The sequence below is a fragment of the Streptomyces sp. NPDC056224 genome (genome assembly GCF_042267665.1).
Taxonomy (GTDB): domain Bacteria; phylum Actinomycetota; class Actinomycetes; order Streptomycetales; family Streptomycetaceae; genus Streptomyces.
On the sequence record NZ_JBHJTK010000021.1, the window covers coordinates 80393 to 105299 of the forward strand.

At 73.0% G+C, this 24907-nt stretch carries 25 protein-coding genes; 13 read left to right on the plus strand and 12 right to left on the minus strand.

Features of this window, described 5'->3' with window-relative positions; genetic code table 11:
• Nucleotides 1-13: 13 nt before the first annotated feature.
• Nucleotides 14-742, minus strand: a complete 729-nt coding sequence (locus tag ACFCZ1_RS23370; protein WP_376680209.1) for a VWA domain-containing protein — start codon at nt 740-742, stop codon at nt 14-16.
• A 181-nt stretch (nt 743-923) separates the two neighbouring features.
• Between ACFCZ1_RS23370 and ACFCZ1_RS23375 the strand changes: the two genes are divergently transcribed.
• The 3 genes from ACFCZ1_RS23375 to ACFCZ1_RS23385 all read left to right on the plus strand — a co-directional run bounded on the left by ACFCZ1_RS23375 (nt 924) and on the right by ACFCZ1_RS23385 (nt 2688).
• On the plus strand, nt 924-1475 hold the full coding sequence (locus tag ACFCZ1_RS23375; protein WP_376680210.1) for a hypothetical protein: 552 nt from the start codon (nt 924-926) through the stop codon (nt 1473-1475).
• 43 nt (nt 1476-1518) lie between these two features.
• Entirely contained in the window at nt 1519-1866 is a 348-nt protein-coding gene (locus ACFCZ1_RS23380; protein ID WP_376680211.1) for a hypothetical protein, read from the plus strand.
• A gap of 93 nt (nt 1867-1959) precedes the next feature.
• A complete protein-coding gene (locus ACFCZ1_RS23385) occupies nt 1960-2688 on the plus strand; it encodes a class I SAM-dependent methyltransferase (protein ID WP_376680212.1) in 729 nt (242 codons plus the stop codon).
• Nucleotides 2689-2709: 21 nt separating this feature from the next.
• On the opposite strand, the gene ACFCZ1_RS23390 is transcribed toward ACFCZ1_RS23385, so the two are convergent.
• Both ACFCZ1_RS23390 and ACFCZ1_RS23395 read right to left on the minus strand, forming a co-directional pair.
• Nucleotides 2710-3705: an acyl-CoA dehydrogenase family protein gene (locus ACFCZ1_RS23390; RefSeq protein WP_376680213.1), complete on the minus strand. Its 996-nt coding sequence runs from the start codon at nt 3703-3705 to the stop codon at nt 2710-2712.
• Nucleotides 3705-4850, minus strand: a complete 1146-nt coding sequence (locus tag ACFCZ1_RS23395; RefSeq protein ID WP_376680214.1) for an acyl-CoA dehydrogenase family protein — start codon at nt 4848-4850, stop codon at nt 3705-3707. Before ACFCZ1_RS23395 ends, ACFCZ1_RS23390 begins: the two co-directional genes overlap by 1 nt.
• Before the next feature lie 83 nt (nt 4851-4933).
• Between ACFCZ1_RS23395 and ACFCZ1_RS23400 the strand changes: the two genes are divergently transcribed.
• Genes ACFCZ1_RS23400 through ACFCZ1_RS23410 form a run of 3 tightly spaced genes read left to right on the plus strand, consistent with a single transcriptional unit; the run spans nt 4934 to nt 7536 of the window.
• Nucleotides 4934-5716, plus strand: a complete 783-nt coding sequence (locus tag ACFCZ1_RS23400) for an SDR family oxidoreductase (protein WP_376680215.1) — start codon at nt 4934-4936, stop codon at nt 5714-5716.
• Nucleotides 5717-5731: 15 nt separating this feature from the next.
• Complete coding sequence (locus tag ACFCZ1_RS23405; protein ID WP_376680216.1) at nt 5732-6358, plus strand: TetR/AcrR family transcriptional regulator; 627 nt, start codon at nt 5732-5734, stop codon at nt 6356-6358.
• A 20-nt stretch (nt 6359-6378) separates the two neighbouring features.
• Nucleotides 6379-7536 (plus strand): acetyl-CoA C-acetyltransferase, encoded by a 1158-nt coding sequence (locus ACFCZ1_RS23410; protein ID WP_376680217.1) that lies wholly within the window; start codon nt 6379-6381, stop codon nt 7534-7536.
• 131 nt (nt 7537-7667) lie between these two features.
• On the opposite strand, the gene ACFCZ1_RS23415 is transcribed toward ACFCZ1_RS23410, so the two are convergent.
• Nucleotides 7668-8306, minus strand: a complete 639-nt coding sequence (locus ACFCZ1_RS23415; RefSeq protein ID WP_376680218.1) for an SIMPL domain-containing protein — start codon at nt 8304-8306, stop codon at nt 7668-7670.
• A gap of 269 nt (nt 8307-8575) precedes the next feature.
• On the opposite strand from ACFCZ1_RS23415, the gene ACFCZ1_RS23420 reads away from it, so the two are divergent.
• Complete coding sequence (locus ACFCZ1_RS23420; protein WP_030707191.1) at nt 8576-8782, plus strand: cold-shock protein; 207 nt, start codon at nt 8576-8578, stop codon at nt 8780-8782.
• A 101-nt stretch (nt 8783-8883) separates the two neighbouring features.
• Nucleotides 8884-10557: a DEAD/DEAH box helicase gene (locus ACFCZ1_RS23425; protein ID WP_376680219.1), complete on the plus strand. Its 1674-nt coding sequence runs from the start codon at nt 8884-8886 to the stop codon at nt 10555-10557.
• 121 nt (nt 10558-10678) lie between these two features.
• Here the strand turns inward: ACFCZ1_RS23425 and ACFCZ1_RS23430 are convergent, their stop codons facing one another.
• From ACFCZ1_RS23430 to ACFCZ1_RS23450, 5 genes are read right to left on the minus strand one after another with little or no spacing between them, the layout of a single operon-like run.
• Complete coding sequence (locus ACFCZ1_RS23430) at nt 10679-11608, minus strand: tyrosine-protein phosphatase (RefSeq protein ID WP_376680220.1); 930 nt, start codon at nt 11606-11608, stop codon at nt 10679-10681.
• 30 nt (nt 11609-11638) lie between these two features.
• Nucleotides 11639-12712, minus strand: a complete 1074-nt coding sequence (locus ACFCZ1_RS23435; RefSeq protein WP_376680221.1) for an NAD(P)H-dependent flavin oxidoreductase — start codon at nt 12710-12712, stop codon at nt 11639-11641.
• A gap of 4 nt (nt 12713-12716) precedes the next feature.
• A complete protein-coding gene (locus ACFCZ1_RS23440) occupies nt 12717-13475 on the minus strand; it encodes a CoA-transferase subunit beta (protein ID WP_376680222.1) in 759 nt (252 codons plus the stop codon).
• Nucleotides 13472-14350 carry a CoA transferase subunit A gene (locus ACFCZ1_RS23445; protein WP_376680223.1) on the minus strand — a complete coding sequence of 293 codons (879 nt, stop codon included), beginning with the start codon at nt 14348-14350 and terminating at the stop codon, nt 13472-13474. Before ACFCZ1_RS23445 ends, ACFCZ1_RS23440 begins: the two co-directional genes overlap by 4 nt.
• Nucleotides 14347-15096 (minus strand): enoyl-CoA hydratase family protein, encoded by a 750-nt coding sequence (locus ACFCZ1_RS23450; protein ID WP_376680224.1) that lies wholly within the window; start codon nt 15094-15096, stop codon nt 14347-14349. The genes ACFCZ1_RS23445 and ACFCZ1_RS23450 overlap by 4 nt, the downstream gene beginning before the upstream one ends.
• A 56-nt stretch (nt 15097-15152) precedes the next feature.
• Here ACFCZ1_RS23450 and ACFCZ1_RS23455 point away from each other — a divergent pair, with 56 nt between their 5' ends.
• Both ACFCZ1_RS23455 and ACFCZ1_RS23460 read left to right on the plus strand, forming a co-directional pair.
• On the plus strand, nt 15153-15935 hold the full coding sequence (locus tag ACFCZ1_RS23455) for an SDR family oxidoreductase (RefSeq protein ID WP_376680225.1): 783 nt from the start codon (nt 15153-15155) through the stop codon (nt 15933-15935).
• Between the two features lies 1 nt (nt 15936).
• On the plus strand, nt 15937-16848 hold the full coding sequence (locus tag ACFCZ1_RS23460) for an SDR family oxidoreductase (protein WP_376680226.1): 912 nt from the start codon (nt 15937-15939) through the stop codon (nt 16846-16848).
• Nucleotides 16849-17178: 330 nt separating this feature from the next.
• Here ACFCZ1_RS23460 and ACFCZ1_RS23465 read toward each other — a convergent pair whose 3' ends face one another.
• The 3 genes from ACFCZ1_RS23465 to ACFCZ1_RS23475 form a co-directional block, all read right to left on the minus strand.
• Nucleotides 17179-18087, minus strand: coding sequence for an aminoglycoside phosphotransferase family protein (locus ACFCZ1_RS23465; RefSeq protein ID WP_376680227.1), 909 nt, complete (start codon nt 18085-18087; stop codon nt 17179-17181).
• A 276-nt stretch (nt 18088-18363) separates the two neighbouring features.
• Nucleotides 18364-19050 (minus strand): HAD family acid phosphatase, encoded by a 687-nt coding sequence (locus ACFCZ1_RS23470; RefSeq protein WP_376680228.1) that lies wholly within the window; start codon nt 19048-19050, stop codon nt 18364-18366.
• Nucleotides 19051-19238: 188 nt separating this feature from the next.
• Nucleotides 19239-20135, minus strand: coding sequence for a hypothetical protein (locus ACFCZ1_RS23475; RefSeq protein WP_376680229.1), 897 nt, complete (start codon nt 20133-20135; stop codon nt 19239-19241).
• A gap of 131 nt (nt 20136-20266) precedes the next feature.
• On the opposite strand from ACFCZ1_RS23475, the gene ACFCZ1_RS23480 reads away from it, so the two are divergent.
• From ACFCZ1_RS23480 to pepN, 3 genes are all read left to right on the plus strand, one after another.
• Nucleotides 20267-21040: a trypsin-like serine protease gene (locus ACFCZ1_RS23480; RefSeq protein WP_376680230.1), complete on the plus strand. Its 774-nt coding sequence runs from the start codon at nt 20267-20269 to the stop codon at nt 21038-21040.
• A 722-nt stretch (nt 21041-21762) separates the two neighbouring features.
• Nucleotides 21763-22086, plus strand: a complete 324-nt coding sequence (locus ACFCZ1_RS23485; protein ID WP_376680231.1) for a chorismate mutase — start codon at nt 21763-21765, stop codon at nt 22084-22086.
• 41 nt (nt 22087-22127) lie between these two features.
• Nucleotides 22128-24644 carry an aminopeptidase N gene (pepN, locus tag ACFCZ1_RS23490; RefSeq protein WP_376680232.1) on the plus strand — a complete coding sequence of 839 codons (2517 nt, stop codon included), beginning with the start codon at nt 22128-22130 and terminating at the stop codon, nt 24642-24644.
• Nucleotides 24645-24907 lie beyond the last annotated feature (263 nt).

The window sequence follows — 24907 nt, forward strand, 5'->3', positions numbered from 1 at the left end:
CGACGGCCGCCGCTCAGGCGCGCACGATGCCCGCTCCGCGCGCCGCCGCCAGCCACGCCGGGAAATCGCCGACCAGGCGGTCGTACAGCTCCGGGTCGGGGACCGTGCGCGGATCCTGCCCCGCGTGGAAGTAGCCCGCGTTGTCCACCACGCGCCGGGACGGGACGGGCAGCGCGTCCAGGCGGCGCAGGAAGTCGAACTGCGTGCTGCGGGTGTTGCCGAAGCCGACGAACTGCCAGAAGAGCGGCAGACGGGCCGCCTTGCACAGGTACTTCTCCGCGGCGAGCTTGTTGATCGGCCCGCCGTCGGTCTGGAAGACCACCAGGGCCGGCTTGTCGGAGCCCGAGTCCAGGTAGTGGTCGATCACCGCGTCCATCGCCGCGTGGTAGGCCGTCTTGCCCATGTGGCCGAGGCGGGAGGCGATTTCGGTGACCCGCCCCGCGTGCCCGGCGAGGGTGATCTCCTCCACCGCGTCGACCTCGGTGGAGAAGAAGACCACCGGCACCCGGCCGTCGTCGTCCAGGTGCGCGGACAGGCCCAGCACCCGGTCCGCGAGGGCCTGCACGCTGCCGTCCTCGTAGTACGGGCGCATCGAGCCGGAGTAGTCCAGCACCAAGTAGACGGCGGCGCGCCCGCCCTCCAGGCCGTACTTGCGCAAGGAGACCCCGGCGCTCCGGTAGAGGCTCACGAGCGCCGGAGCCGCTTCCTCGACCTTGCGGAGGTTGATCGCACTGCCCGTCATGGGGCCGAGACTACGGGAGGCCCCGCGGCGTGCCCAAGGGCGCTTGCCGACCTCCTCGATGCCGTCGAGCCCGCGGACGGCCCGCCCCGCGTACCGCCGGGGCGGACGGCCGGCCGCAGGACGCCGGGAGGTGGTCCCCTTCCCCCGCTGATCCCGTCCGGACCCCAGGCATGATGTGTCCATGACTGAACTGACGCGGAGGCTGACGGGGGCGTTGCTCCGCAACTGCCTTCTCCTGGCGGTGGAGTTCGGAGCCGTCTGGCTGCTCCGGGGCCCCGAGGGTCCCTGGATCCCGGTCCTGCTGGCCGTCTTCGTCGCCGGCGCCGCCGTACCGCACGGCACGGACGCGGAGTTCGTGGCCCGCACCGCCGTCGCGCTCGTCGCGGTCGGGGTCGCGGTGCTCGGCGGGATCGCCTGGGACCGGCACACCCTCCACGACCGAGGCCGGGAGGAGGCGGCGGTGGTCACCTCGCGCACCATGGTGGAGGACGGCCAGGGCCGCTCCCCGTCCCTGCGCCTGCGCACGGCGGCGGGCCGCGACCTGCCCGGCCCGGTGTCCCTGGACCTCGCGGTCGGCGCCCGCCTGACGGTGACGGCGGACCCCGACGGCCCGGCCTGGGCCGTGGGTACCCGCCCGGCCCCGCCGGTCTGGCACGCGGTCGGCACGGGGGCTCTGCTCCTGCTCCAGACGGCCGCCCTCGGCCGGCTCTCGCTGCGCCGCTCCCCGACCTGAAAACCGCTGGTCAACGCCTTGCTCATGGCTCTAGGGTCACCGCATGTCCACGACCGCCCTCTGGCGGCCCACCGGCCCCGTCGAGCTCGACCTGGTGCGCGCCCTCGACTGGCGGGCCTGGCCGCCGCGCCTGCCCGAGCAGCCCATCTTCTACCCGGTCCTCAACGAGGACTACGCGATCCGCATCGCCCGCGACTGGAACGTCAAGCACGACGGGGCCGGCTTCGTGACCCGCTTCGAGGTCGACTCGGCCTTCCTGGCCCGCTACCCCGTCCAGCAGGCCGGCGGCGAGACCATCCTGGAGCTGTGGGTCCCGGCGGAGGAACTCGACGAGTTCAACGCGCACATCGTCGGCCGCATCGAAGTGGTGCGGGAGTTCCGCCCCACGTGATGGACGACGCTGCGCACGGCGTCATCCCGGTCATCTTCTCCCCTGCAGGTATTCACCTTGGTGCCGGAGGGCGTGATCGAAAACAATGACGGCATGACGAATCGCGCCCGGTCCTTCGACGCCGCCGCCGAGCTCTACCAGGCCTACCGCCCCGGCTACCCGCCCGCGCTCTTCGACGCCGTCGAGGAACTCGCCGGGCGGCCGCTCGCCGGGGCGAGGGTGGCCGACGTAGGGGCGGGGACCGGGATCGCCACCGCCCTGCTGCACGCCCGCGGGGCCGAGGTCGTCGCCGTGGAGCCCGGGGACGGGATGGCCGCCGAGTTCCGGCGGGCGAACCCCGGGATCCCGGTCGTGCGCGGGGACGGCGACCGACTGCCGCTGGCCGACGGGGCGTTCGACCTGATCACCTACGCCCAGGCCTGGCACTGGACCGACCCCGAACGCTCCGTCCCCGAAGCCCGCCGCGTCCTGCGCCCCGGCGGCGCGCTCGCGCTCTGGTGGAACGACCCGGACATGTCGGTCCCCTGGATCGCCGAGCAGGACGAGCGGCTCCGTGCCTTCTTCGGGGTGAGCGGGCAGAGCGGACTCCCCTCGCGGGAGGCGCCGGGGCTGGACGTCACCACCCGCGAGGTCCGGTGGTCCCGGCGGGTCCCGCTGGCGGCGCACCTCGCCAACCTCGCCAGCCACTCCGCGTTCCTGCTGCTCGGCGAGGAGGGCACCCGCGCGTTCGTCGACGCCGAGCGCGCACGGCTGGCGCCCCTCTTCGCGGACGGCGTCGTCGAGGAGTCCTACGTCGTCACGCTCCGGGTCGCCGTCTTCTGAGACGGCCCCCGGGAGCGGACGTCACCGCACCGGGGACCGGAGCACCTGCGCCCGGCACTGCGCGGGAGTGCCCCACGCGTCGCGCAGCGGGCGGGCCTTGCGCAGCCACAGGGACAGGTCCAGCTCCTCCGTGTAGCCGACCGCGCCGTGCAGCTGCAGGGCCGTCCGCGCCGCGGCGTACGAGGCCTCGCCCGCGGCGAGCTTCGCCGCCGCCACGTCGCCCGGCGCCAGGGTCAGCGCCGCCGCCCACAGCAGGGGCCGGGCGAACTCCAGACCCAGCAGGGTGTCCGCCAGGCGGTGTTTGACGGCCTGGAAGGACCCGATCGGCGCCCCGAACTGCGTGCGCTGCTTCGCGTACTCCACCGTCCGCTCCAGCAGGGCCTCGCCGACGCCCAGGCACTGGGCAGCCGTCAGCAGCCGGGCCCAGCGCCCCGCCGCCTCCGCCGCCGCCGCGACGGCCGGGCCCGCCGCGAGCACCTCCCCGCCCCCCGACGGGACCGACAGCCTGCGGGCAGGGTCCAGGGAGGCCAGCGGTGGGCCCGGAGCCGCGTCCGCCAGGCGCAGTTCGCCCGAGGCCGAGACGGTGAAGCAGTACGTGGCCGCGTCCGCGTCCAGGGCGTACGGACCGCCGCCCGGCAGCGTCAGCGTGGCCGAGGCCTCGCCCGTGACCAGCCCCGCGAGGAAGCGTTTCGCCGGCCCCTCGTCACCCAGTTCGGACAGGAGCACCGACACGGCCGCCGTCTCCACCGCCGGCCCCGGCACCCCGGCCCGGCCCAGCTCCACGAATCCGAGGGCCAGCTCCAGCGGAAGCGGCCCCAGGCCTCCGGCGTCGCCGCACGACTCCGGCACGGCCAGCGCGAACAGGCCCGTGGCGGCGAGCCGCGCCCACAGCGCCCGCCCCGGCCCGTGCCCGCCGCCCGCCCAGGCCCGTACCGCCGCCGGGACGTCCGCCGAGCCCAGCAGGGAGCGCAGCGTACGGGCGAAGTCCGACTGCTCGTCGGTCGGCAGGAAGCGCATCAGCGGCGGCCCTTCGGAAGGCCGAGCAGCCGCTCGGCGATGATGTCGCGCTGGATCTCGTTGGTCCCCGCGTAGATGGGCCCCGCGAGCGAGAAGACCCAGGGCTCGGCCCACTCGCCCCCGGCGAGCTCCGCGTCCGGACCCAGCAGGTCCAGGGCCGTCTCGTGCAGGGCGATGTCGTACTCGGACCAGAACACCTTGTTCAGGCTGGACTCGGCGCCGACGCTCCCGCCCGCCGCGAAGCGGGAGGCGCCCGCCCAGGTGAACAGCTCGTAGGCGCGCGCCCCGACCACCGCGTCCGCCACCCGGTCCCGCAGCGCGGTGTCGGCCGGATCGCCCTGCGCCCGCCACAGGGCGACGAGCCGGTCCGCGGCGGCCAGGAACCGTCCGGGGGAGCGCAGCGTCAGCCCCCGCTCGCTGCCGGTGGTGGACATCGCGATCCGCCAGCCCTGCCCGGGCTCCCCGATCACGTCCTCGTCCGGTACGAAGACCCGGTCCAGGAAGAGTTCCGCGAAGGCCGGCTTGCCGTCCAGGCGGCCGATGGGGCGCACCGTCACCCCCCGCGCGCGCAGGTCGAACATCAGGTACGTGAGCCCCTGGTGCGGTTTCGGCGCGTCCGGGTCCGTCCGGAAGATGCCGAAGGCGCGGTCCGCGAACGCGGCGCGCGAGGACCAGGTCTTCTGCCCGGACAGCAGCCAGCCGCCCTCGGTGCGCACCGCCCGTGACGTCAGCGAGGCCAGGTCGGAACCCGATTCCGGCTCCGACCAGGCCTGGGCCCAGATCACCTCGCCGCTCGCCATGGAGGGCAGCACCCGCGCCCGCTGCCCGGGCGTCCCGTGGTCGAAGAGGGTGGGGGCGAGGAGGCTGATGCCGTTCTGCGAGACCCGGCCGGGCGCGCCCGCCGCCCAGTACTCCTCCTCGAACACCAGCCACTTCACGATGTCCACGCCCCGGCCCCCGTACTCCTTCGGCCAGGACACCACCGACCAGCGGTCCGCGTGCAGGAGCGCCTCCCACTCCCGGTGGGCGGCGAAGCCCTCCCCGGTCTCCAGGGAGGGCAGGGGGCCGGCGGGCACGTGGGCGGCCAGCCAGGCCCGGGCCTCGGCCCGGAAGGCCTCCACCTCCGCCGTCTGGGTCAGGTCCATCAGGTGCTCGCCCCCTCCGCGACATTCCCTAACAAGTGTTTGGTAGGTTAACGTACGGCCATGAGCAGCGTCGAGGAGTTCGCATGAACGAGCCCCGGTACACCGCCGGTCACCACCTGCTGGAGGACCGCACCGCCGTCATCACCGCCGCCGCCGGCGCCGGGATCGGCGGCGCCACCGCCCGCCGCTTCCTGGAGGAGGGCGCCCGCATCGTCATCGGCGACGCCCACGCCCGCCGCCTGGAGGAGACCGAGAAGGCGCTCGCCGCCGAGTTCGGGGCCGGCCGCGTCGCCTCGCTGCCCTGCGACGTCACCGACGAGGACCAGGTACGGGCCCTCTTCGCGCTCGCCGAGCAGACCCACGGCGGCCTCGACATCGTCGTCAACAACGCCGGCCTCGGCGGCACCCGCGACCTCGTCGACATGACCGACGAACAGTGGTCCCGCGTCCTCGACGTCACCCTGAACGGCACCTTCCGCTGCACCCGTGCCGCCCTGCGCTCACTCAAGGCGTCCGGCACCGGCGGAGTCGTCGTCAACAACGCCTCCGTCGTCGGCTGGCGCGCGCAGACCGGCCAGGCCCACTACGCCGCCGCCAAGGCCGGGGTGATGGCGCTGACCCGCTGCGCGGCGCTGGAGGCCGCCGGGTTCGGCGTACGGGTCAACGCGGTCGCGCCGAGCCTGGCCATGCACCCGCACCTGGTGAAGGTCACGAGCGAGGCCCTGCTCACCGAGCTCACCGCCCGCGAGGCCTTCGGCCGGTACGCCGAGCCCTGGGAGGTCGCCAACGTCATCGTCTTCCTGGCCAGCGGCTACTCGTCGTACATGACCGGCGAGACGGTGTCGGTCAGCAGCCAGCACCCGTAGGCCCAGAATGGACGCGTGCCAGCCAACAAGCCGACAGCCAAGAAGAAGCCGCAGGTGACGGCCTCGCCCGAGCGGCGTCGAGAACTCCTCGACACCGCCGCCGAGGTCTTCGCCGCGCAGGGCTACAACGCCACGACCGTCCGCAAGATCGCCGACGCCGCCGGAATGCTCGCCGGCAGCCTCTACTACCACTTCGATTCCAAGGAATCGATGCTCGACGAGATCCTCTCCGCCTTCCTCACCGAACTGTGGGAGGGCTACGACACCGTCCTCGCCGCCGGTCTCGGCCCCAGGGAGACCATCGAGGCCCTCGTCACCGAATCGTTCCGGGAGATCGACCGGCACCGCGCCGCCGTCGCGATCTACCAGAAGGAATCCCGCACCCTCTCCGCGCAGCCCCGCTTCCACTACCTCTCCGACTCGCAGGTGAAGTTCGAGAAGGCCTGGCTCGGGACGCTGGAGCGGGGGGTCGCCGCCCGGGTCTTCCGCGCCGACCTCGACGTCCGCCTCACCTACCGCTTCGTGCGCGACACGGTGTGGGTGGCGGCGTCCTGGTACCGGCCGGGCGGCCAGCACAGCCCCGAGGAGATCGCCCGCCAGTACCTGTCGATGGTGCTGGACGGGATCGCCGTACGCACCTGACCCCGACCCGAGGAGTTCCGATGCCCGAGGCATACATAGTCGAAGCGGTCCGCACGCCCGTCGGGCGGCGCAAGGGAGGGCTGGCCGAGGTCCACCCGGCGGACCTCGGCGCGCACGTCCTGGCGGCGCTCGTGGAGCGCTCCGGGGTGGACCCGGCCGCCGTGGAGGACGTGGTGTTCGGCTGCCTCGACACGGTGGGGCCGCAGGCGGGGGACATCGCGCGGACGGCGTGGCTCGCGGCCGGCCTGCCCGAGGAGGTGCCCGGGGTCACCGTCGACCGCCAGTGCGGGTCCTCGCAGCAGGCGGTGCACTTCGCGGCGCAGGGAGTCCTCTCCGGCACCCAGGACCTGGTGGTCGCCGGCGGCACCCAGAACATGTCGATGATCCCGATCGCCTTCGCCTCACGGCAGGCGGCGGAGCCGCTCGGCCTCACCGAGGGCCCGTACGCGGGGAGCGCCGGCTGGCGGGCCCGGTACGGCGACGCGCCCGTGAACCAGTTCCACGGCGCGCAGCTGATCGCCGAGAAGTGGGGCATCTCGCGCCGGGACATGGAGGAGTTCGCGCTCCGGTCCCATCAGCGGGCGCTGCGCGCGATCGACGAGGGACGCTTCGCGCGGGAGACGGTGGCGTACGGGGACGTGACGGTGGACGAGGGCCCCCGCAGGGACACGTCGCTGGAGAAGATGGCCGGCCTGAAGCCGGTCGTGGAGGGCGGCACCATCACGGCGGCGGTCTCCTCCCAGGTCTCGGACGGCGCCGCGGCGATGCTGATCGCCTCCGGGCGGGCGGTACGCGAACACGGCCTGCGGCCCCGCGCCCGCATCCACCACCTGTCGGTCCGGGGCGAGGACCCGATCCGCATGCTGTCGGCGCCGATCCCGGCCACGGCGTACGCGCTGAAGAAGGCGGGCATGACACTGGCCGACATCGACCTGGTGGAGATCAACGAGGCGTTCGCCCCGGTGGTGCTGGCCTGGCTGAAGGAGACGGGAGCGGACCCCGAGCGGGTCAACGTCAACGGCGGCGCGATCGCGCTCGGCCACCCGCTGGGCGCGACCGGCGTGAAGCTGATGACGACGCTGCTGCACGAACTGGAGCGCACGGGCGGCCGCTTCGGCCTCCAGACGATGTGCGAGGGCGGCGGCCAGGCCAATGTGGCGATCATCGAGCGGCTGTGACCGGTGGTGCGGCCCCCGGTCGGCCGGCCCGGGGCAGAGCGGTGCGCGAGGCAGGCGGCCGGGCCCGGGCGACGGCCGGCGCCGCTGCGCGCCTCCAGGCCGTTTCCGGTCCGGCCGCCGCGCCGCCGCGGTCAGGGGAGCAGCGAGAAGCCGAGGAGGACGGCGGCGTCGACGCGGACCGAGCCGGGGGAGAGGGCGCCGTCGAGGTCGCGGTCCCCGCCCGCGCCGCGGCTGTGGCCGTGGCCGACGCGCGACTCCGGGTCCACGTCCTGGATGTGGATCACCGGTCCCAGCCGCACCCCGCACGCCTCGGCGTAGACCTCGGCCTTGCGCCGGGCCGCCGCCACCGCCCGGCGCCGCGCCTCGTCACGCATCGCGGGCTTGTCCTCGACCTCGAACCGCACGGCGTCGACGCGGTTCGCACCCGCCGTGACCGCGTCGTCGATCAGCAGCTCCAGCCGGTCGAGCGCGGCCGTCCGCACCGTGTACGTGGCCACGCAGCCGTAGCCGAGGAAGGTCCGCTCCGCGCCGTAGCCCGTGTGCTGCGACGTCAGCTGGAGCCGGGAGCCGGACACGTCGGAGTCCGGTACGCCGTGCTCCCGCAGGACGTCCCGCAGCCGGGCCACCGCCGCGCCCGCCCCGGCGAAGGCCTCCTTCGGGGTCGGGGCGAGGAGATCGACCGCCAGGTCCACGTGGGCGAGCCGGGGTTCGGCGGACACGCTGCCCGCGCCGAGCACACTGAGCCCCCAGGGCTCTCTGATCGCTGCCATCCGAAGATCAAATCAGGCAGGGGCCGCAACCGCCAGGGGGTGCGCCCGCCGTTTCCGGCGGTCGGCGCAGCGCGCGCCGGTACCGCGAAGGACGCAGGTCACACCCTCGTGGCGCCACCCACCGGGAGAGGTGTGCTAGCTTAGAGCTCGTTGCAGTTGTGGTACCCATGAACTTTATGTGCGCCTGACGGGAATGTTCCTCAGGCGCTTTTATTGTTTTGCCGGAATCTCCGGATGGGGCCCTTTGCCGCCTATTCAGGAGATTCAAAATGGCACTTGGCACCGTGAAGTGGTTCAACTCGGAAAAGGGCTTCGGCTTCATCGAGCAGGACGGTGGCGGCCCGGACGTCTTCGCCCACTACTCGAACATCGCCACCCAGGGCTTCCGTGAGCTCCAGGAGGGCCAGCGCGTGTCCTTCGACGTCACCCAGGGCCAGAAGGGCCCCCAGGCGGAGAACATCCTCCCCGCCAACTAAGTATTTCAGCTTGCCGGGGTCCGCGCCGTGAGGTGCGGGCCCCGGCTTGTCTGCTGTTTCGACCTTTGTTTTACCTGCCGGTTTCAGGAGGGCTTTCTCGCATGACCAGCTCCAGCTCCGCACGACCCAGCCGCCGCCCCACCCGGGGTCGAGGTGCGGCTCAGGGACGTCCGAAGGCTGGCGCGGGACGGCAGAAGTCCGCGCCCGTTGCCAGGCCCCAAGAATTCACCATGCCCGAGCCGATCGCCCCGGCGCTGCCGCCGGTCGCCGCGTTCGAGGACATGGACATGCCCGAGGCGCTGCTGAAGACCCTCGCCGCCCAGGGCGTGACCGAGCCGTTCCCGATCCAGGCCGCGACGCTGCCGAACTCCCTCGCCGGCCGTGACCTGCTCGGCCGCGGCCGCACCGGCTCCGGCAAGACGCTGGCCTTCGGCCTCGCGCTGCTGTCCCGCACCGCCGGCCGCCGCGCGCAGCCGAAGCAGCCGCTCGCGATGGTCCTCGTACCGACCCGCGAGCTCGCGCAGCAGGTGACCGACGCCCTGGCCCCGTACGCCACGGCCGTCAACCTGCGCATCACCACCGTCGTCGGCGGCATGTCGATCAACCGGCAGTCCGGCGCCCTGCGCCGCGGCGCCGAGATCCTCGTCGCCACCCCCGGCCGCCTGAAGGACCTCATCGACCGCGGTGACGCCGACCTCTCGCAGGTCGCGATCACCGTCCTCGACGAAGCCGACCAGATGACCGACATGGGCTTCATGCCGCAGGTCACCGCCCTGCTCAAGCAGGTCGCGGCCGACGGCCAGACCATGCTCTTCTCGGCGACGCTGGACAAGAACATCGACAAGCTCGTCAAGATGTTCCTGAGCGACCCCGTCGGCCACTCCGTCGACCCGTCGGCCGGCGCCGTCACGACGATGGAGCACCACGTCCTGTACGTCATGGACGAGACCGACAAGAAGGCCGTGGCGACGCGCATAGCCGCTCGCGACGGCCGGGTGATCATGTTCGTGGACACCAAGCGTGCCGTGGACCGCATGGTCAAGAAGCTCCTGGCGGACGGCGTCCGCGCCTCCGGCCTGCACGGCGGCCGCTCGCAGCCGCAGCGCAACCGGACCCTCGACTGGTTCAAGACGGGCGAGGTCACCGCGCTGGTCGCGACGAACGTCGCGGCGCGCGGCATCCACATCGACGACCTCGACCTCGTCGTCAACGTGGACCCGCCCACCGACCACAAGGACTACCTGCACCGCGGCGGCCGTACCGCCCGCGCCGGCGAGTCCGGCAGCGTGGTCACCCTGGTGCTGCCCGACCAGAAGCGCGACATGACCCGCCTGATGTCGGACGCCGGGATCTCCCCGCGCACCGCGCAGATCAAGTCCTCCGACGAGGAGCTGGCCCGGCTGACCGGCGCCAAGGAGCCCTCGGGCATCCCCGTGGTCCTCGACGTGCCGCAGCCGACCGCGCCGAAGCCGCGCTCCGGTTCCGGTTCCGGCTCCGGTGCGCGCCGCCGGTCCGGTGGCCCCCGTACCGGCTCCGCCACGGGCGGCGCTCCGGCAGCCGGCGGCCGTGGCCGCCGCTCCGGTGGCGGCGCGTCCGGGCAGGCCCCCGCGGCCTCCGGGTCGGGCCAGTCCCGTCGCGGCCAGGGCGGCGGCGCCGGCGGCGCTTCGGCCGGCCAGGGCCGGCGTACCGGGGGCGGCGCCTCCGGTGGTGCGGCCGCGGCTTCCGCGCGCAGCCGGGTCGGCTCCGGTGGCCAGGGCCGCCGCCGGGCGGTCTGACCCCCGCACGGACGGATACGGACGTACGACGACGCCGGGCGGTGCCTTCTGGGCGCCGCCCGGTGTCGTGCTGTCCGCCGACGGACCAACAGCGGACCATCAGCGGACCACTAGCGGACCATCAGCGGACCATCTTGTTCTGGAGCTTCGCCAGCGTCCGCAGGTCCAGGCCGAGGCCGTCCGTCAGATAGCCGTAGAAGCTTCCGTAGTCGGCCTCCAGCTGCGCCGTCGCGGAGTCCAGGTAGTCCTGTCGGACCTCTTGGAGCGGGATCAGCAGGTCGGGGTTCTGCATCCGCCCGGACTGCTTCAGGCCGGCCCGCACCTGGGCGTCGTAGGCGGCGCGGAACGTGTTCGACGCCAGGTAGTCGCGTCCGGCGGCGTCCTCGGGGACGGCCAGCGCCCGCAGCAGTACGTAGCTCATCCAGCCGGTGCGGTCCTTGCCGGACGTGCAGTGGTACAGCAGCGGGCCCTGCCCGCCGTCCGCGATCTCCCGTACGGTCGCCGCGAACTGCGCCCGGTTCTCGGGGCTGGTCACGAACGTGCGGTAGATGTCGCGCATGTAGGCCTCGGCGCGGCCGCCGCCGAGCATCGGCTCCTGCCGGACGGGGTCACCGCTGGCGATCGCGCCGACGAGGGTCCCGAACAGGCCGAGGTCGCTGACCGGGCGGGAGGTGGCGGCGAGCCCCACGGGCAGCCTGTCGGCGCCGTCGTACCGGAGCTCCATCGGGATGCGGAAATCGACGACCTTCGTGAGGCCGAGACCGGAGACGGTGGTGACGTCGGCGTCGGTCAGCTTGCTCAGTGCGTCGGAGCGGTAGACCAGCCCCTGGCGGACCTGGCCGCCCGTGTACGTGCGGTAGCCGCCGAGGTCGCGGACGTTGACGGCGCCCTTGAGGGGGATCTGACGGATCGTTTCCGCCTGGAGGTGGTGGCGGCGGGCACCGACCCCGGCGCCGGGCGCCGCATCCGCGTACGCGGATGCGGGCAAGGTCCCGACGGCGAGGGCGGAGGCGAGGACCGCGGTCGCCAGGCGGGCTCGGGCACGGCTCATGGCTGCGACTCCCGTGACGGAGAAGGGGGATCACCCTGGTGGTGGCAGGGTGCGGAGCGAGTGCAGTGACGCGAGTACCTGCTGTGCTTCGGCCATGACGCGCGAGACGAGCTCCGCACAGGACGGGAGATCGTCGATCACCCCCGCGACCTGGCCGGATGCCATGACACCGAGGTCCGTGCGGCCCTCGACCATGGACGCCTTGAGGAGCATCGGAGTGTTCGCGGCGAGCAGCACCTGGCTCCAGGACAGGTCCTTGCCGTGTTTCATCGCGAGGCCGTCGCGCACCATCTGCGGCCAGCTCAGACCAGAGATCCTGCGGAAGCCCGCCGCGTGCCGCACCGCCCTGACCAGCGCCCGGGCGCGGCCGGCCCGCTCCAGGGAATCGACCAGCCCGGTGCGCAGCATCCGGTGCGGCAGACCGTCGACGGCCGTGGTCACGGTGACGTCCTTGACGGTGGCCCTCAGGTACTCGGCCTTCACGGCGTCCGGGACGGTGGAGTCCGAGGTCAGCAGGAAGCGGGTGCCCATGGCGATGCCCGCGGCCCCGTAGGACAGCGCCGCGACCAGCCCGCGGCCGTCGCTGAAACCGCCCGCCGCGATCACCGGGATGTCCACGGCGTCGACGATCTGGGGCAACAGCACCGTCGTCGCCACGTCCCCGGTGTGCCCGCCGCCCTCACCGCCCTGCACGATCACCGCGTCCGCGCCCCACGCGGCCACCTTCTCGGCGTGCCGGCGGGCGCCGACGCTCGGAACGACGACCACGCCCGCGTCCTTGAGCCGCGCGATCAGCTCCCGGGAGGGCGCGAGCGCGAAGGAGGCGACCCTGACCCCCTCGTCGATGATCAGCTGGGCGCGTTCGGCCGCGTCGCCGGCGTCCGCGCGCAGGTTGACCCCGAAGGGGGTCCCGTCCGGGATGCGGGACCTGACCTCGCGGACCGCCGACCGCAGCTCGTCCAGGGTCATCGTCGCCGAGGCCAGGATGCCGAGGGCCCCGGCGGCCGCCGCGCCCGACACCAGGCGCGGTCCCGCGACCCAGCCCATGCCCGTCTGCACGATCGGGTGCTCGACCCCGACCAGCTCGGTGAATGCCGTCCGCACCGGATCAGCCCCGCACTTCGCGGTCGCGCAGGCCCTGGGGATCGATGACCTGGCGGATCAGCCGCAGCTCCCCGGCGGTCGGCTCCCGCGTGTACGGGACCTCGTCCGCGATCGCGAGCTCGAAGCCCGTGGCCGCCCGGACCTGCCCGGCGTCGACCCCCGGGTGGAGGGAGGCCAGGCGCATCGAGCGGCCGGGGCCGGTGAAGTCGAAGACGCCGAGATCGCTGACCACCCGGGGGAGGCGGTGGTAGCGGGTCACCCCGGCCGCCTCCGCGCGGTCGTACCCGACACCGCTGACCATGTCGACGCGCTCCACGAACACCCGGGCGGAGTGCTTGGGGATCCAGTAACTCACCGGATTGTTCAGGGTGTTGACGGGAGCCCCGCGCACGCCCAGGAGCTGGCGGGCCGGCCGCGCCCAGTCGCCGATGCAGGAGATGTTCTGGTTGCCGAACCGGTCGATCTGGCTGGCGCCCATCATCACGTGCCGCCTGCCCCCGGTGACCATGGTCAGGTGGCGCCGGTACGGGAGCCAGCCCTCGACCGTGCCGTCGAGGCCGACGAGCATCGCTTCGCCGTCGGTCAGGAGCAGGTCGGGGGCGAAGGTCCGCTTCGCGAGCCTGGCCCCGAAGGAGGGGATCAGGCCCATCGGGCTGGCGAGCACCTCGCCGTTGTCGCGCCAGGCCTCGGCGCAGGCGATCACGCAGTACTCGGCACGGGTGGGCGGGAGAAGGGGGGCGCGGGTGACGTCTGCGGTGGTCACTGCTGCTCCTCGTGCCAGGTCCGGACGGCGGACTGGTAGTCGTGCTCGCTCGAGCCGGAGAGGAACCGGGCGGCGAACTCGGGCCAGGGGGTGGCCGCGTAGAGCTTCTGGAAGGCCTCGTCGCGCTCGTAGTCCGGAACGCAGGAGGTGAAGTGCGCGCCGTTCGGGGTCTCGGCCACCCCGGTGACGCAGTGGCGGCTGACGAGCAGGGACTGCGGGGGACCGGCCTTGGCGAGCTCGGCGGTTTCCACGAGCTGCTCGCAGGAGACGTACGCGGCGTCGGCGGCCTCGCAGAACAGGTCGTCGAAGTACGGGTCCGGGCCCAGGTACTGGGCGTTGCCGAGGCGGTCGGCGCGGTTCATGTGGACCAGCGCGGCGTCCATGCGCAGGGCGGGGACGGCGACGAGCTCCTCGCCGTCGGCGTAGGGGGAGGTGACGGTCCGCAGCTCCGGGTTGACCCGCATCACGTCGGAGCCCAGACCCGCCCGGACGGGGAGGAAGGGGAGCCGGTTGGCGGCGGCGTGCAGGCCCCACATGAACATGGCCTCGTCGAGCTCGGTGAGGGTGAAGGCGGCGCGCTCGCGGGCGGCCCGGAAGTGGGGCTCCAGCGGGATCGAGTCGAGGGTGGCGAAGGGGGCGACCAGCCTGCTGATGCGGCCCGCGGCGGCCAGCAGGCCCACGTCGGGGCCCCCGTAGGAGATCACGGTGAGATCGGTGATCTCGGAACGGAGCAGCGCTCGCACCAGTGCCATGGGCTTGCGCCGGGATCCCCAGCCGCCGATGCCGAGGGTCATTCCGCTGCGCAGCCGCCCGACGACCTCTTCCGGGGTCAGCGTCTTGTCGGTCCTGTCCGTCCTGTCCGTCCTGTCGCTCATGGGCGCTGTTCCTTCCCGAAGGTGTCGCGGACGCGGTCGGCGACACCGCTGAGGTTGGCCTCGAAGGTGAAGCCCTGCTCGAAGCGGTAGCTGCGGCGTACGTCGACGGGGTCGATGCCGTTGATGGCGGCCTTGGCCAGCCGCAGCAGGTAGCCGTCCTTCTTGGCGATCTCGGCGGCCAGCTCCAGGGCGGCGGTACGCAGTTCCCCGCGTGGGACGACCCGCCAGACCGAGCCGTGCGCGTGCAGTTCGGCGGCGGTCGCGGTGCGCGAGGTGTAGTAGAGGGTGCGCATCAGGTGCTGGGGGACCAGGCGGGCCAGGTGGGTGGCGGCGCCGAGGGCACCCCGGTCCAGCTCCGGCAGGCCGAAGGTCGCGTCGTCGCAGGCCACGATCGCATCGGAGTTGGCGACGAGACCGATGCCGCCGCCCAGGCAGTGGCCGTGCACGGCAGCGACGACCGGCACCTCGCATTCGTACACGGCGGCGAAGGCCTCGTAGCAGCCCCGGTTGGCGCCGATGAGGGAGGCGTGGCCGGTGTCGCGCTGCATCTCCTTGATGTCGACGCCGGCGTTGAAGCCCCGGCCCTCGGCGGCGAGGACGACGCACCGGACCTCGGGATCGCGGCCCGCGGCCCGGAGCGCGTCGGCGAGGTCGTACCACCCCCGCACGGGGAGCGCGTTGACGGGTGGGAAGTCGACCGTGACAAGTGCGATGCCCTTGCCGGGGCTTGAGGTGGAGACACCCATGACAGGATCAGCTACCTTTCCACCAAACATTTGTTAGGTGAGGAAGGTAGCAGCCCATGGAGCTGGACGGGAGGGTCGTCGTCGTCACGGGCGGAACCCGGGGCGTCGGCGCCGGGATCGCCCGGTCGTTCCTCGCGGCCGGCGCGCAGGTCGTCGTCTGCGCGCGGCGCCCGCCCGGGGAGCCGGTGTCGGCGGACGGCCGCGAGGCGTCGTTCGCCGCGCTGGACCTGCGCGATCCGGCGGCCGTGCACGACTTCTTCGGCGCGGTCGCCGACCGCTACGGGCGGCTCGACTGCCTGGTCAACAACGCCGGCGGGACCCCGTACCGGCTGCTGGGGGAGGCGGAGGGCGGGGCGGCGGGCGGGGCGGAGCGGCACGCGCGGGTCGTCGAGCTGAACCTGGTGGCACCGATGACGGCCTCGCTCGCAGCCCACCCGTGGCTGCGCCGGGCGCGGGGCTCGGTGGTGATGATCGGCAGCGTCAGCGGGACCCGGCCCTCGCCGGGGACGGCCGCGTACGGGGCGGCGAAGGCGGGGCTGGAGAACCTCGCCCGCTCCATGGCCGTGGAATGGGCCCCCGAGGTACGGGTGAACACGCTGGTCCTGGGCATGGTGCGGACCGAACTGTCGCACCTGCACTACGGGGACGAGGCCGGGATCGCGGCGGTGGGCGCGACCGTACCGCTGGGACGGCTGGCGGAACCCTCGGACGTCGGGGCGGCGGCGGTGTTCCTGGCCTCCGGCCGGGCGGGGTACGTGAGCGGGGCGAGCCTGCTCGTGCACGGGGGCGGGGAGCGCCCGGCCTTCCTGGATGCGGCAACTGTCAACAAGGAGAGCTGAGATGGCCGGTATTGCCGAAGGTCGGGTCGTGATCGTGACGGGCGCGGGACGGGGGCTGGGGCGGGCCCACGCGCTGGCCTTCGCGGCGGAGGGAGCGAAGGTCGTCGTCAACGACCTGGGGGTGGGGCTGGACGGCGTACCGGGGTCGCGGTCCCCGGCGGCGCAGGTGGTCCGGGAGATCGAGGCGCTCGGCGGGGAGGCGGTGGCGCACGGCGGGGACGTCGCGACGCCGGAGGGCGCGGCCTCGCTGGTGGAGACGGCGCTGTCCTCGTTCGGCCGCCTCGACACACTGGTCAACAATGCCGGGTTCCTGCGGGACCGGATGCTGGTGAACCTGGACGAGGACGACTGGGACGCGGTCGTGCGGGTGCACCTGAAGGGGCACTTCCTGCCGCTGCGGTCGGCCGCGGCGTGGTGGCGGGCGGAGGCGAAGGCCGGCCGGCCGGTGGCCGCCCGGGTGGTCAACACCTCTTCGGGGGCGGGGCTGCTGGGCTCGGTCGGCCAGGGCAACTACAGCGCGGCCAAGGCGGGGATCCTGGGTCTCACCCTGGTCGCGGCCTCGGAGATGGGGCGCTACGGGGTCCAGGTCAACGCGATCGCCCCGGCGGCGCGGACCCGGATGACGGAACGGGCCTTCGCCGGGACCATGGCGGCGCCGGCGGCCGGGACGTTCGACGCGATGGCGCCGGAGAACGTGTCGCCGCTGGTGGTGTGGCTCGGTGCGGACGGCTCCGCCGGGGTCACGGGTCGGGTGTTCGAGGCGGAGGGCGGCCGGATCACCGTGATGGAGGGCTGGCGGCCGGGTCCCACGGCGGACCGCGGCGCGCGGTGGACTCCCGCGGAGGCGGGGGAGGCGGCGGCGAAACTCCTCGCCGCGGCGGAGGCTCCGCACCCGGTGTACGGCTCCCGCTGACGAGCCGCCCGGCTCCGGCCGCCGTCGCCGCCGGGCGCGCGGGTGCGCGGGTGCGTGCGTGCGCCGGGCCCGGCGAGCCCGCCGCTGCCGGGGGCGCTGCCCCGGGGCCCCCGGGGCCCCCTGGCCCCCGGGGCCCCGGAGCCAAGGGGCGTTGAGCCGGGCCCCGCGACCGGGGCGCCGGTCCGGGGGAGCCCAGGTACCGGCCTCGGCATCCTCGGAGCCCGGCGGCAGCGGTGCGACCGTACCGCTGCCGCCCGCCCGGGCGTTCCGGCTTCCCGTGTCGGTGGGTTCGGGACCAGGGCTCGTGCCGAGGCCGCGTTCGGCGCCGGTTCACTGTTCGTCGGCAGCCTCCAGGATCGCGCGCAGACGCGACAGACACTCGCTGACGAAGCGGGGGTAGGTGTCCCAGTAGTACGACACTCCACTGACTCCGACGGCGATGGCCCACGCCCGGGCACGCAGCCACGTCACGTCGTCCAGGCTCATGGCGTCCCAGTACGACTGTCGGGCCGCGGGTGGAAGATCCCACAGGGGCGCGTGCTCGGCGTCGGGAAAGCCGACCGAGAGGGATCCGAAGTCGATGACCGCGTGCAGCCTTCCCCGCTGGACCAGGAGGTTGGTGGGTTTGAGGTCGCCGTGGAGCCACACGTGGCGGCCGGACGGTTCGGGCAGGGCGAGCGCACTCTGCCACAGGTGCCGTAGCCGCGCGATGTCGAGGTCGAGGCCCTGAATCGTTCGGCAGACGTCAAAGTACTTGCTGATCCACCGGTCACAAGCGTGCAGGCCGCCCCCGCGGTACCAGCTGAGATCGCCCTGTCGAGTGGCTCCCATCAAAGGGATGGAATGCAGGCCCTGCACGATCGTCGCCAGATCGGCCCCGAAGGCGCGCCAATCGGTGACCGATTCCGGGCCGGCCTCATCGCCGTCGATCCAGCGGTACACCGACCAGGCGAGCGGGAACGCGGAACCCGGAGTGCCACCGTGCACCGGCTCCGGGATGCGGAAGGGAAGGTGCGGCGCCAGCCGCGGCAGCCACGTCTGCTCCTTGCGTACGGCCTGCGCGTTGTCCGCAGTGCGCGGCAGCCGTATGAGCAGGTGGTCGCCGAGCCGGTACATCGTGTTGTCCGTGCCCGCACCGGCCGGCGAGATGGGGAGGGCGGACCATTCCGGTCGCTGCTCCCGCAGTAGCGACCGGGCAACCGCCTCGTCCACACGGATCTCGTTCTCGTGAAGTGTCACGCTGAGAGCCTTCTGCCCCGGCTTCGCCGCCGCCAGTGATTTTTCCGAGGCGGCCGCCGTACGGAAGACGATCCGCCGAGAATCTGACAGGTCGGGTGAGCCCGGGTGAAAACGAAGCGGGAACGCAGCGGGGAAACGAAGCGGGCCCGGCCCCCTGGCGAGGGGTCGGGTCCGGCTCCGTCACTCGTGCGATGGGGTATGACTACCCGCTACAGCCACTCGCTGAACCGCGTCCCGCCCACATGTTGCGCCGGGCGCGGCCGGCATGAGGGAGGGTCAGGACAGCTTGCCGTCGTAGTCCGGCAGCTTGACGGTGAGCTCCGCGTGCCCGCCGACCAGGTCGCTCTGGTTGTTGCCGATGTTGGCGATGATCGTGTAGCCGCGGGCCTCGATCTCGGCGCGCTTGCCCGTCTTGTACGCGCTCACCTCGTCGAACAGGTCGGGCAGGTCGCGGACGTAGAGGCCCGAGACCGGGTAGCCGACGGCCTTGAGGTTGTGCTCGGTCAGGGAGTACACGATTCCGGGGCGGGCCGTGACGAAGAAGATCGCCACCCCGCGGTCGTTCGCGTACCGGGTCAGCTCGCGGACCTTGGCGATCGCGGGGGTCGGGAACGTCCAGAACCAGTGGAAGTCCGTCTCCAGCGAGCTGTTGTCGATGTCGAGCACGATCGCGGGCTTCTCACCGGCGGGCGCGGCGGCGATGCGCCGCTCGATGGCGGGGCGGGCCGCGTCGACCACGGCGGCGACGTCCCGCTGCCAGGTGGCGTAGTCGATGCCCAGGATCGCCGCGTTCCCGCCGGGCGCGGACGTGGACGCGGATGCGGACGCGGTGACGGTCCGGGTGACGGGGGCGGCCTCGGCCGCGGTGGCGGGCAGCAGGGTCAAGGCGGCGGCCGCGACGGCCAGACCGGCGGCGGTGGCACGGGTCGTGCGGGTCGTGCGGGTGCGGCGGGTGCTGCGCATGGGGGACGCTCCTCGGTCACGCATTGGCATGTACGCGACCAGGGTTGGCCAGATTCGACGCCATGTCTACTGGCTGGTAGGAAACTCTTCGTGGCCGGGGGGTAAATGTCCGTGGATCTTGGTGGATCGCAGCGGAATGTGGTGGATCGCGGCGGGCGGCGGGCGGTGGACCGCGGCCGTGGGCGCACCTACGTGTCGCACTCCAGCACCGTGCGGCACAGCCCGCACCGCGCCCGGAGCGGCCCGCGCACCAGGACCCGCAGCCGCTGACCGCACACCGGGCAGGGAAAGCTCACCCGCAGCCCCGGACCGGCGCCGTCCGGCTCGAAGCGGTACGCAGACCCGTCCGCCGCGGGCGCCCCGGTGCGCCGCGCCCTCGCGTACCGGCGCCGTGCCCGAGATCCGGCGGCCGAGAGCGGGGCCCGGCGCCGCTCCCGCTCGGCCAGGGCGCGGCCGCGCACGTACGCCTCGTACGCCTGCGGGCTGGTGAACCAGGTGGAGGGATCCTCGCCGAACAGGTCGGCGCGCCGCGCCAGGACGTAGCCGAACTCCTCCGGGGTGAGGTAGCCGAGCTTCTGGTGGGTGAGCGCGTCCTCGCGGTAGGCGTCGAGCAGCAGCCAGCCGACGCCGAGATAGGCGGCGGCGGTGTCGGTGAGGATCTCGTTCTCCGCGGTGGTGGGGAAGCCCAGCTCCAGGCGGTGCAGCAGGACATGGGTGACCTCGTGGGCCAGGGCTGCGGCCAGGTCGCGCCGGTGCGTGCGGAAGCGGTCGCTGACCTCGACGAAGTACTCGGGGCCCGCGGCCAGTTCCACCGAGGCCGCGTCCCGCATCGGCCGGAAGGCCACCACCATGCGCGCGTCGGGCAGCCGCAGCGCGCGCACCATCGCCGAGGCCACCCGGTGGGACCCCAGGTGCAGGTCCTCGTCGGAGCCGAAGGCCGCGTCGGCGGGGGCGAAGCTCGTGTCGTAGGCCCGGATCCCGTCGGGGGACAGCCGGCGGAACAGGGCCGTGATCGCCGCGCGGACCGTCTCCAGATGCGGAAATCCGTGCTCGACCGGGCTGCTGTGCCTGCTGTTCTGCGTCATGCCGCCCCCAGGGCCGGAAGGTGTCCGAAAACGCGTTCTTGATGCCCGCCATACGTTCGATGTGTCATGGACTCGTCATTCACCCGATGACGCGCACGGCCCAACCCCCCACGAAAGGCAGTGTGTTGACTATGAGCACCCTCGTGCGGTTCGTGAAACGAACCCTCGCGATCGGCGCGGTCGCCCTCGCCGCCGTCAGCCTCCAGCCCACCAGTGCCGGAGCCTCCACCGCGCCCGTCGTCGGCGGCACCCGCGCCGCCCAGGGCGAGTTCCCCTTCATGGTCCGCCTCTCCATGGGCTGCGGCGGCGCCCTCTACACCCAGCAGATCGTCCTCACCGCCGCCCACTGCGTGAACGGCTCCGGCAACAACACATCCATCACCGCCACCGCCGGAGTCGTCGACCTCAACAGCTCCAGCGCCATCAAGGTCAAGTCCACCAAGGTCCTCCAGGCCCCCGGCTACAACGGCACCGGCAAGGACTGGGCCCTGATCAAGCTCGCCCAGCCCGTCAACCTGCCCACCCTCAAGATCGCCGAGACCAAGCAGTACGACAACGGCACCTTCACCGTCGCCGGCTGGGGTGCCACCCGCGAAGGCGGCGGCCAGCAGCGCTACCTGCGCAAGGCCACCGTCCCCTTCGTCTCCGACGCCAGCTGCCAGGCCTCCTATGGCAGCTCCCTCGTCCCGGCCGAGGAGATCTGCGCCGGCTTCGACGACGGCGGCGTCGACACCTGCCAGGGCGACTCCGGCGGCCCGATGTTCCGCCGCGACAGCGCGAACGCCTGGATCCAGGTCGGCATAGTCAGCTGGGGCGAAGGCTGCGCCCGTGCCGGCTACCCCGGCGTGTACACCGAGGTCTCCACCTTCGCCGCCGCGATCAAGAGCGCCGCGGCAACCCTGTAGCAGCGGCAGCGGCAGCGGCAGTCGAAGCCGAAGCCGAAGCCGCAGCCGCGGCAGCATCGGCGCGCGCACCTCGTCCTTCCGGCCGGGCCCGAACCGGCCGGAAGGACGAGGCTCCGCGCTTCCCGCGCTCCCCGCGCTCCGTACCCACGCACCGTCGGCCGGAGCACCGCCCGATGGTCCCGTGTCGTGCGCTTGCGGGCCGACGTCCGCACCGGTCCCCCGGGAACGAAGCGCTGCCCGCCCCGCTGTCGCCGCCGTGGTCACCGCGGACGACCGGGACACGGCCGGGGCCGCACTCCGGATGATCCTCGAAAGCCGGCCGGACATCGACGTCCCCGACGCCGACGCCGACGCAGAGACCGCCCTCACCGCCATCGCCGAGCACCAGCCGGACGTCCTGCTCCCCGGCATCCGCAAGCCGAAGCCCGGCGGCCTCGAAGTCACCCGGCGCCCCTCCGGCCAGGACACACCGCGCATCGTCATCGTCACCACCCTCGGCCTCGACGAACGCGTCCACGCGGCGCTCCGCGGCGGAGCATCCGGCTCCCCCTGGAAGACGCCGGCCCGGCCACACTGGTTGAAGCGGTACGGGCCCCGGCCGCCGGCCCCACCCCCCGGAAGCGGCCGGCTCCTCACCGCGACCCCGCCCCTGAGACCAGCACCCGTCTCACAGGACGACTACTCGGGGAACCACCCGCGCCCGCCACGTATTCTCGGGAACCATGAACAACAGCGACATCGACAACGGGACCGACGGGAACGTCGCCGCCGAACTCGCCCGCCTGCGGGACAGCATCGACAACATCGACGCGGCCGTCGTCCACATGCTCGCCGAGCGCTTCAAGTGCACCCAGCAGGTCGGCCACCTCAAGGCCCGGCACCAGCTGCCCCCGGCCGACCCCGCCCGCGAGGCCAGCCAGATCGCCCGGCTCCGCCAGCTCGCCGAGAACGCCAAGCTCGACCCGGCCTTCGCCGAAAAGCTCCTCAACTTCATCATCGCCGAGGTCATCCGCCACCACGAGACGATCGCTGCGGGCGAAGAGTAGGACCCTGGGGCCCGGCGCCGACGTCAGGCAGCATGGGCCCCATGTCCGCACTGACGCGCAACGAAGCGCAGCTCCGAGCCCAGCTCCTCGACGTCCACCACTACGCCGTCACCCTCGACCTCACCCGCGGCGACGACACCTTCGACTCCACCACCGTCATCCGGTTCAGCGCCCGCACCGCCGGAGACACCTTCCTGGAGCTGAAACCGGACGAACTGCGCTCCGCGGCCCTCGACGGCCACCCCCTCGACCCGGCCACCCTCGACGCCAACCGCCTCCCCCTCACCGGCCTCACCGAGGGCCCCCACGAACTGCGCCTCGACACCCGCATGCGCTACTCCCGCACCGGCGAGGGCCTGCACCGCTTCACCGACCCCGCGGACGGCGAGACGTACGTCTACAGCCAGATGTTCATGGACGACGTCCAACGGGTCTTCCCGGCCTTCGACCAGCCCGACCTCAAGGCCGTCTTCGAATTCACCGTCACCGCCCCCGCGCACTGGACCGTCCTCGCCAACGGCGTCACCACCCGCACCGGGAACCGCGACGGCGACGACGCCGGCATCTGGCGCTCCGCCCCGACCCCCGTCATCTCCACCTACCTCGCCGCCGTCGCCGCAGGCCCCTGGCACAGCGTGACCACCGAACACGCCGGACTGCCCTTCGGCATCCACTGCCGCCAGTCCCTCGCCCCCCACATGGACGCCGACGCCGACGAAATCCTGTCCATCACCAAGGACTGCTTCGACCGCTACGCGCAGAAGTTCACCGAGCCCTACCCCTTCGACTCCTACGACCAGGCCTTCGTACCCGAGTTCAACGCCGGCGCCATGGAAAACCCCGGCCTCGTCACCTTCCGCGACGAGTTCATCTACCGCTCCGCCGTCACCGACACCGAACGCCAGACCCGCGCCATGGTCATCGCCCACGAGATGGCCCACATGTGGTTCGGCGACCTCGTCACCCTCGCCTGGTTCGACGACATCTGGCTCAACGAGTCCTTCGCCGAATACATGGGCTACCAGACCCTCACCGAAGCCACCCGCTTCACCGACACCTGGACCGAGTTCGGCGTCACCCGCAAATCCTGGGGCTACGACGCCGACCAGCGCCCCTCCACCCACCCCGTCGCCCCCGACCCCGACGACGTCCCCGACACCGCCTCCGCCCTCCTCAACTTCGACGGCATCTCCTACGCCAAGGGCGCCTCGGCCCTGCGCCAGCTCGTCGCCTGGCTCGGCGAGAAGGACTTCCTCGCCGGCATCAACACCCACTTCGCCCGCCACAGGTTCGCCAACGCCTCCCTGGCCGACTTCGTCGACTCCCTCGCCGCCCACACCGACCGCGACGTCCACGCCTGGGCCGAGATCTGGCTGCGCACCACCGGCATCGACACCCTCACCCCGCGCGTCGAGGAGAGCACCGACGGCACTCCCGGCTGGACCCTCACCGTCGACCGCCACGGCAGCCGCCCCCACCACATCGCCGTCGGCGTCTACGACCACGACCCCGCCGACGCCGACCGCCTCCGGCTGCGCGAACTCCTCGACCTCGACGTCCCCTCCGGCGAAGTGGTGTCCGAGAACGGCCCCCGCCCCGCACTCCTCGTCCTCAACGACGGCGACCTCACCTACGCCAAGGTCCGCCTCGACGAAACCTCCGTCGAAACCGCCCTGCGCGGGCTCTCCCGCATCCCCGAACCGCTCACCCGCACCGTCGTCTGGAACTCCCTGCGCGACATGGTCCGCGACGGCGAACTCGACCCACACGACTACCTGACGACCGCCGAGGCGCACCTGCCCGAGGAACACGACCTGGCCATCGTCGAGGGCGTCCTCACCTTCGCCCGCGCCCAGATCGCCACGCGCTACCTCGCCCCCGCCGACCGGACCGCGGCACTGGCCACCATCAACTCCATCGGCCGCCAGCTGCTCCGGCGCACCGAGGACGGCTCGGACCCCGGGCTGCGGCTGATCGCCGTACGGACCCTCATCGACAGCGCCACCCAGCCCGACACCGTCGCCGGCTGGCTCGCCGACGACTCCGTACCCGGCGGCCCCGAGCTCGACCCCGAGCTGCGCTGGCGCATCCTCGCCCGGCTGGCCGTCCTCGGCGCCGTCGGGGAGGCCGAGATCGACGCCGCGCTCGCCGCCGACCCCAGTGCCACCGGCGAGGAAGGCGCGTCCCGCTGCCGCGCCGCGCTCCCCACGGCGCAGGCCAAGGCCGCGGCCTGGGACCGCCTCTTCCACGACGACAGCCTGTCCAACTACCTCTTCAGCGCCACCGCCCAGGGATTCTGGCAGCCCGAACAGGCCGACCTCGTAAAGGAATACGTGGAGCGGTTCTACCCGGAGGCCGTCGCCCTCGCCGCCCGCCGCGGGCCCGCCATCGGCGAGGCGATCGGACGCTGGGCCTTCCCCGCGTACGCCGTGGACGAGACCAACCTCCAGGCCGGCCACGCCTGCCTCGCAGGCCCGGACATCCTCCCGCTCCTGCGCCGCAAGCTGGTCGACCAACTCGACGACCTGGCACGGGCCCTGCGGGTCCGCACGGCGTAACGGCCGCCGGCCGGGCCTCGGCCGGGCCTCGGCGGGGGCTCGGCGGGGGCTCGGCCGGGGCTCGGCGGGGGCTCGGCCGGGGCGGGTTCGGCTGCGCGCGGGCCGGTGCCGGGTCCGGGGCGGGGCGGGGCGGTCCGGGGCGGGGGAGGCTCCGCGCAGTGACAACCCGGCCGCGGCCGGAAAACAGCCCCGGACAAACCCCGACGGTTACCCCATTCGGGTCGGATCGTTGTACTGGCAGGGTGCCCACCACCCTGCCAAGG

What these genes read in the sequence shown, in the direction of transcription:
- ACFCZ1_RS23370 (WP_376680209.1), bottom strand. Translation starts at nt 742, where the DNA reads ATGACGGGCAGTGCGATCAACCTCCGCAAGGTCGAGGAAGCGGCTCCG.
- ACFCZ1_RS23375 (WP_376680210.1), top strand. Translation starts at nt 924, where the DNA reads ATGACTGAACTGACGCGGAGGCTGACGGGGGCGTTGCTCCGCAACTGC.
- ACFCZ1_RS23380 (WP_376680211.1), top strand. Translation starts at nt 1,519, where the DNA reads ATGTCCACGACCGCCCTCTGGCGGCCCACCGGCCCCGTCGAGCTCGAC.
- ACFCZ1_RS23385 (WP_376680212.1), top strand. Translation starts at nt 1,960, where the DNA reads ATGACGAATCGCGCCCGGTCCTTCGACGCCGCCGCCGAGCTCTACCAG.
- ACFCZ1_RS23390 (WP_376680213.1), bottom strand. Translation starts at nt 3,705, where the DNA reads ATGCGCTTCCTGCCGACCGACGAGCAGTCGGACTTCGCCCGTACGCTG.
- ACFCZ1_RS23395 (WP_376680214.1), bottom strand. Translation starts at nt 4,850, where the DNA reads ATGGACCTGACCCAGACGGCGGAGGTGGAGGCCTTCCGGGCCGAGGCC.
- ACFCZ1_RS23400 (WP_376680215.1), top strand. Translation starts at nt 4,934, where the DNA reads ATGAACGAGCCCCGGTACACCGCCGGTCACCACCTGCTGGAGGACCGC.
- ACFCZ1_RS23410 (WP_376680217.1), top strand. Translation starts at nt 6,379, where the DNA reads ATGCCCGAGGCATACATAGTCGAAGCGGTCCGCACGCCCGTCGGGCGG.
- ACFCZ1_RS23415 (WP_376680218.1), bottom strand. Translation starts at nt 8,306, where the DNA reads ATGGCAGCGATCAGAGAGCCCTGGGGGCTCAGTGTGCTCGGCGCGGGC.
- ACFCZ1_RS23420 (WP_030707191.1), top strand. Translation starts at nt 8,576, where the DNA reads ATGGCACTTGGCACCGTGAAGTGGTTCAACTCGGAAAAGGGCTTCGGC.
- ACFCZ1_RS23425 (WP_376680219.1), top strand. Translation starts at nt 8,884, where the DNA reads ATGACCAGCTCCAGCTCCGCACGACCCAGCCGCCGCCCCACCCGGGGT.
- ACFCZ1_RS23430 (WP_376680220.1), bottom strand. Translation starts at nt 11,608, where the DNA reads ATGAGCCGTGCCCGAGCCCGCCTGGCGACCGCGGTCCTCGCCTCCGCC.
- ACFCZ1_RS23445 (WP_376680223.1), bottom strand. Translation starts at nt 14,350, where the DNA reads ATGAGCGACAGGACGGACAGGACGGACAGGACCGACAAGACGCTGACC.
- ACFCZ1_RS23450 (WP_376680224.1), bottom strand. Translation starts at nt 15,096, where the DNA reads ATGGGTGTCTCCACCTCAAGCCCCGGCAAGGGCATCGCACTTGTCACG.
- ACFCZ1_RS23455 (WP_376680225.1), top strand. Translation starts at nt 15,153, where the DNA reads ATGGAGCTGGACGGGAGGGTCGTCGTCGTCACGGGCGGAACCCGGGGC.
- ACFCZ1_RS23460 (WP_376680226.1), top strand. Translation starts at nt 15,937, where the DNA reads ATGGCCGGTATTGCCGAAGGTCGGGTCGTGATCGTGACGGGCGCGGGA.
- ACFCZ1_RS23470 (WP_376680228.1), bottom strand. Translation starts at nt 19,050, where the DNA reads ATGCGCAGCACCCGCCGCACCCGCACGACCCGCACGACCCGTGCCACC.
- ACFCZ1_RS23475 (WP_376680229.1), bottom strand. Translation starts at nt 20,135, where the DNA reads ATGACGCAGAACAGCAGGCACAGCAGCCCGGTCGAGCACGGATTTCCG.
- ACFCZ1_RS23480 (WP_376680230.1), top strand. Translation starts at nt 20,267, where the DNA reads ATGAGCACCCTCGTGCGGTTCGTGAAACGAACCCTCGCGATCGGCGCG.
- ACFCZ1_RS23485 (WP_376680231.1), top strand. Translation starts at nt 21,763, where the DNA reads ATGAACAACAGCGACATCGACAACGGGACCGACGGGAACGTCGCCGCC.
- pepN (WP_376680232.1), top strand. Translation starts at nt 22,128, where the DNA reads ATGTCCGCACTGACGCGCAACGAAGCGCAGCTCCGAGCCCAGCTCCTC.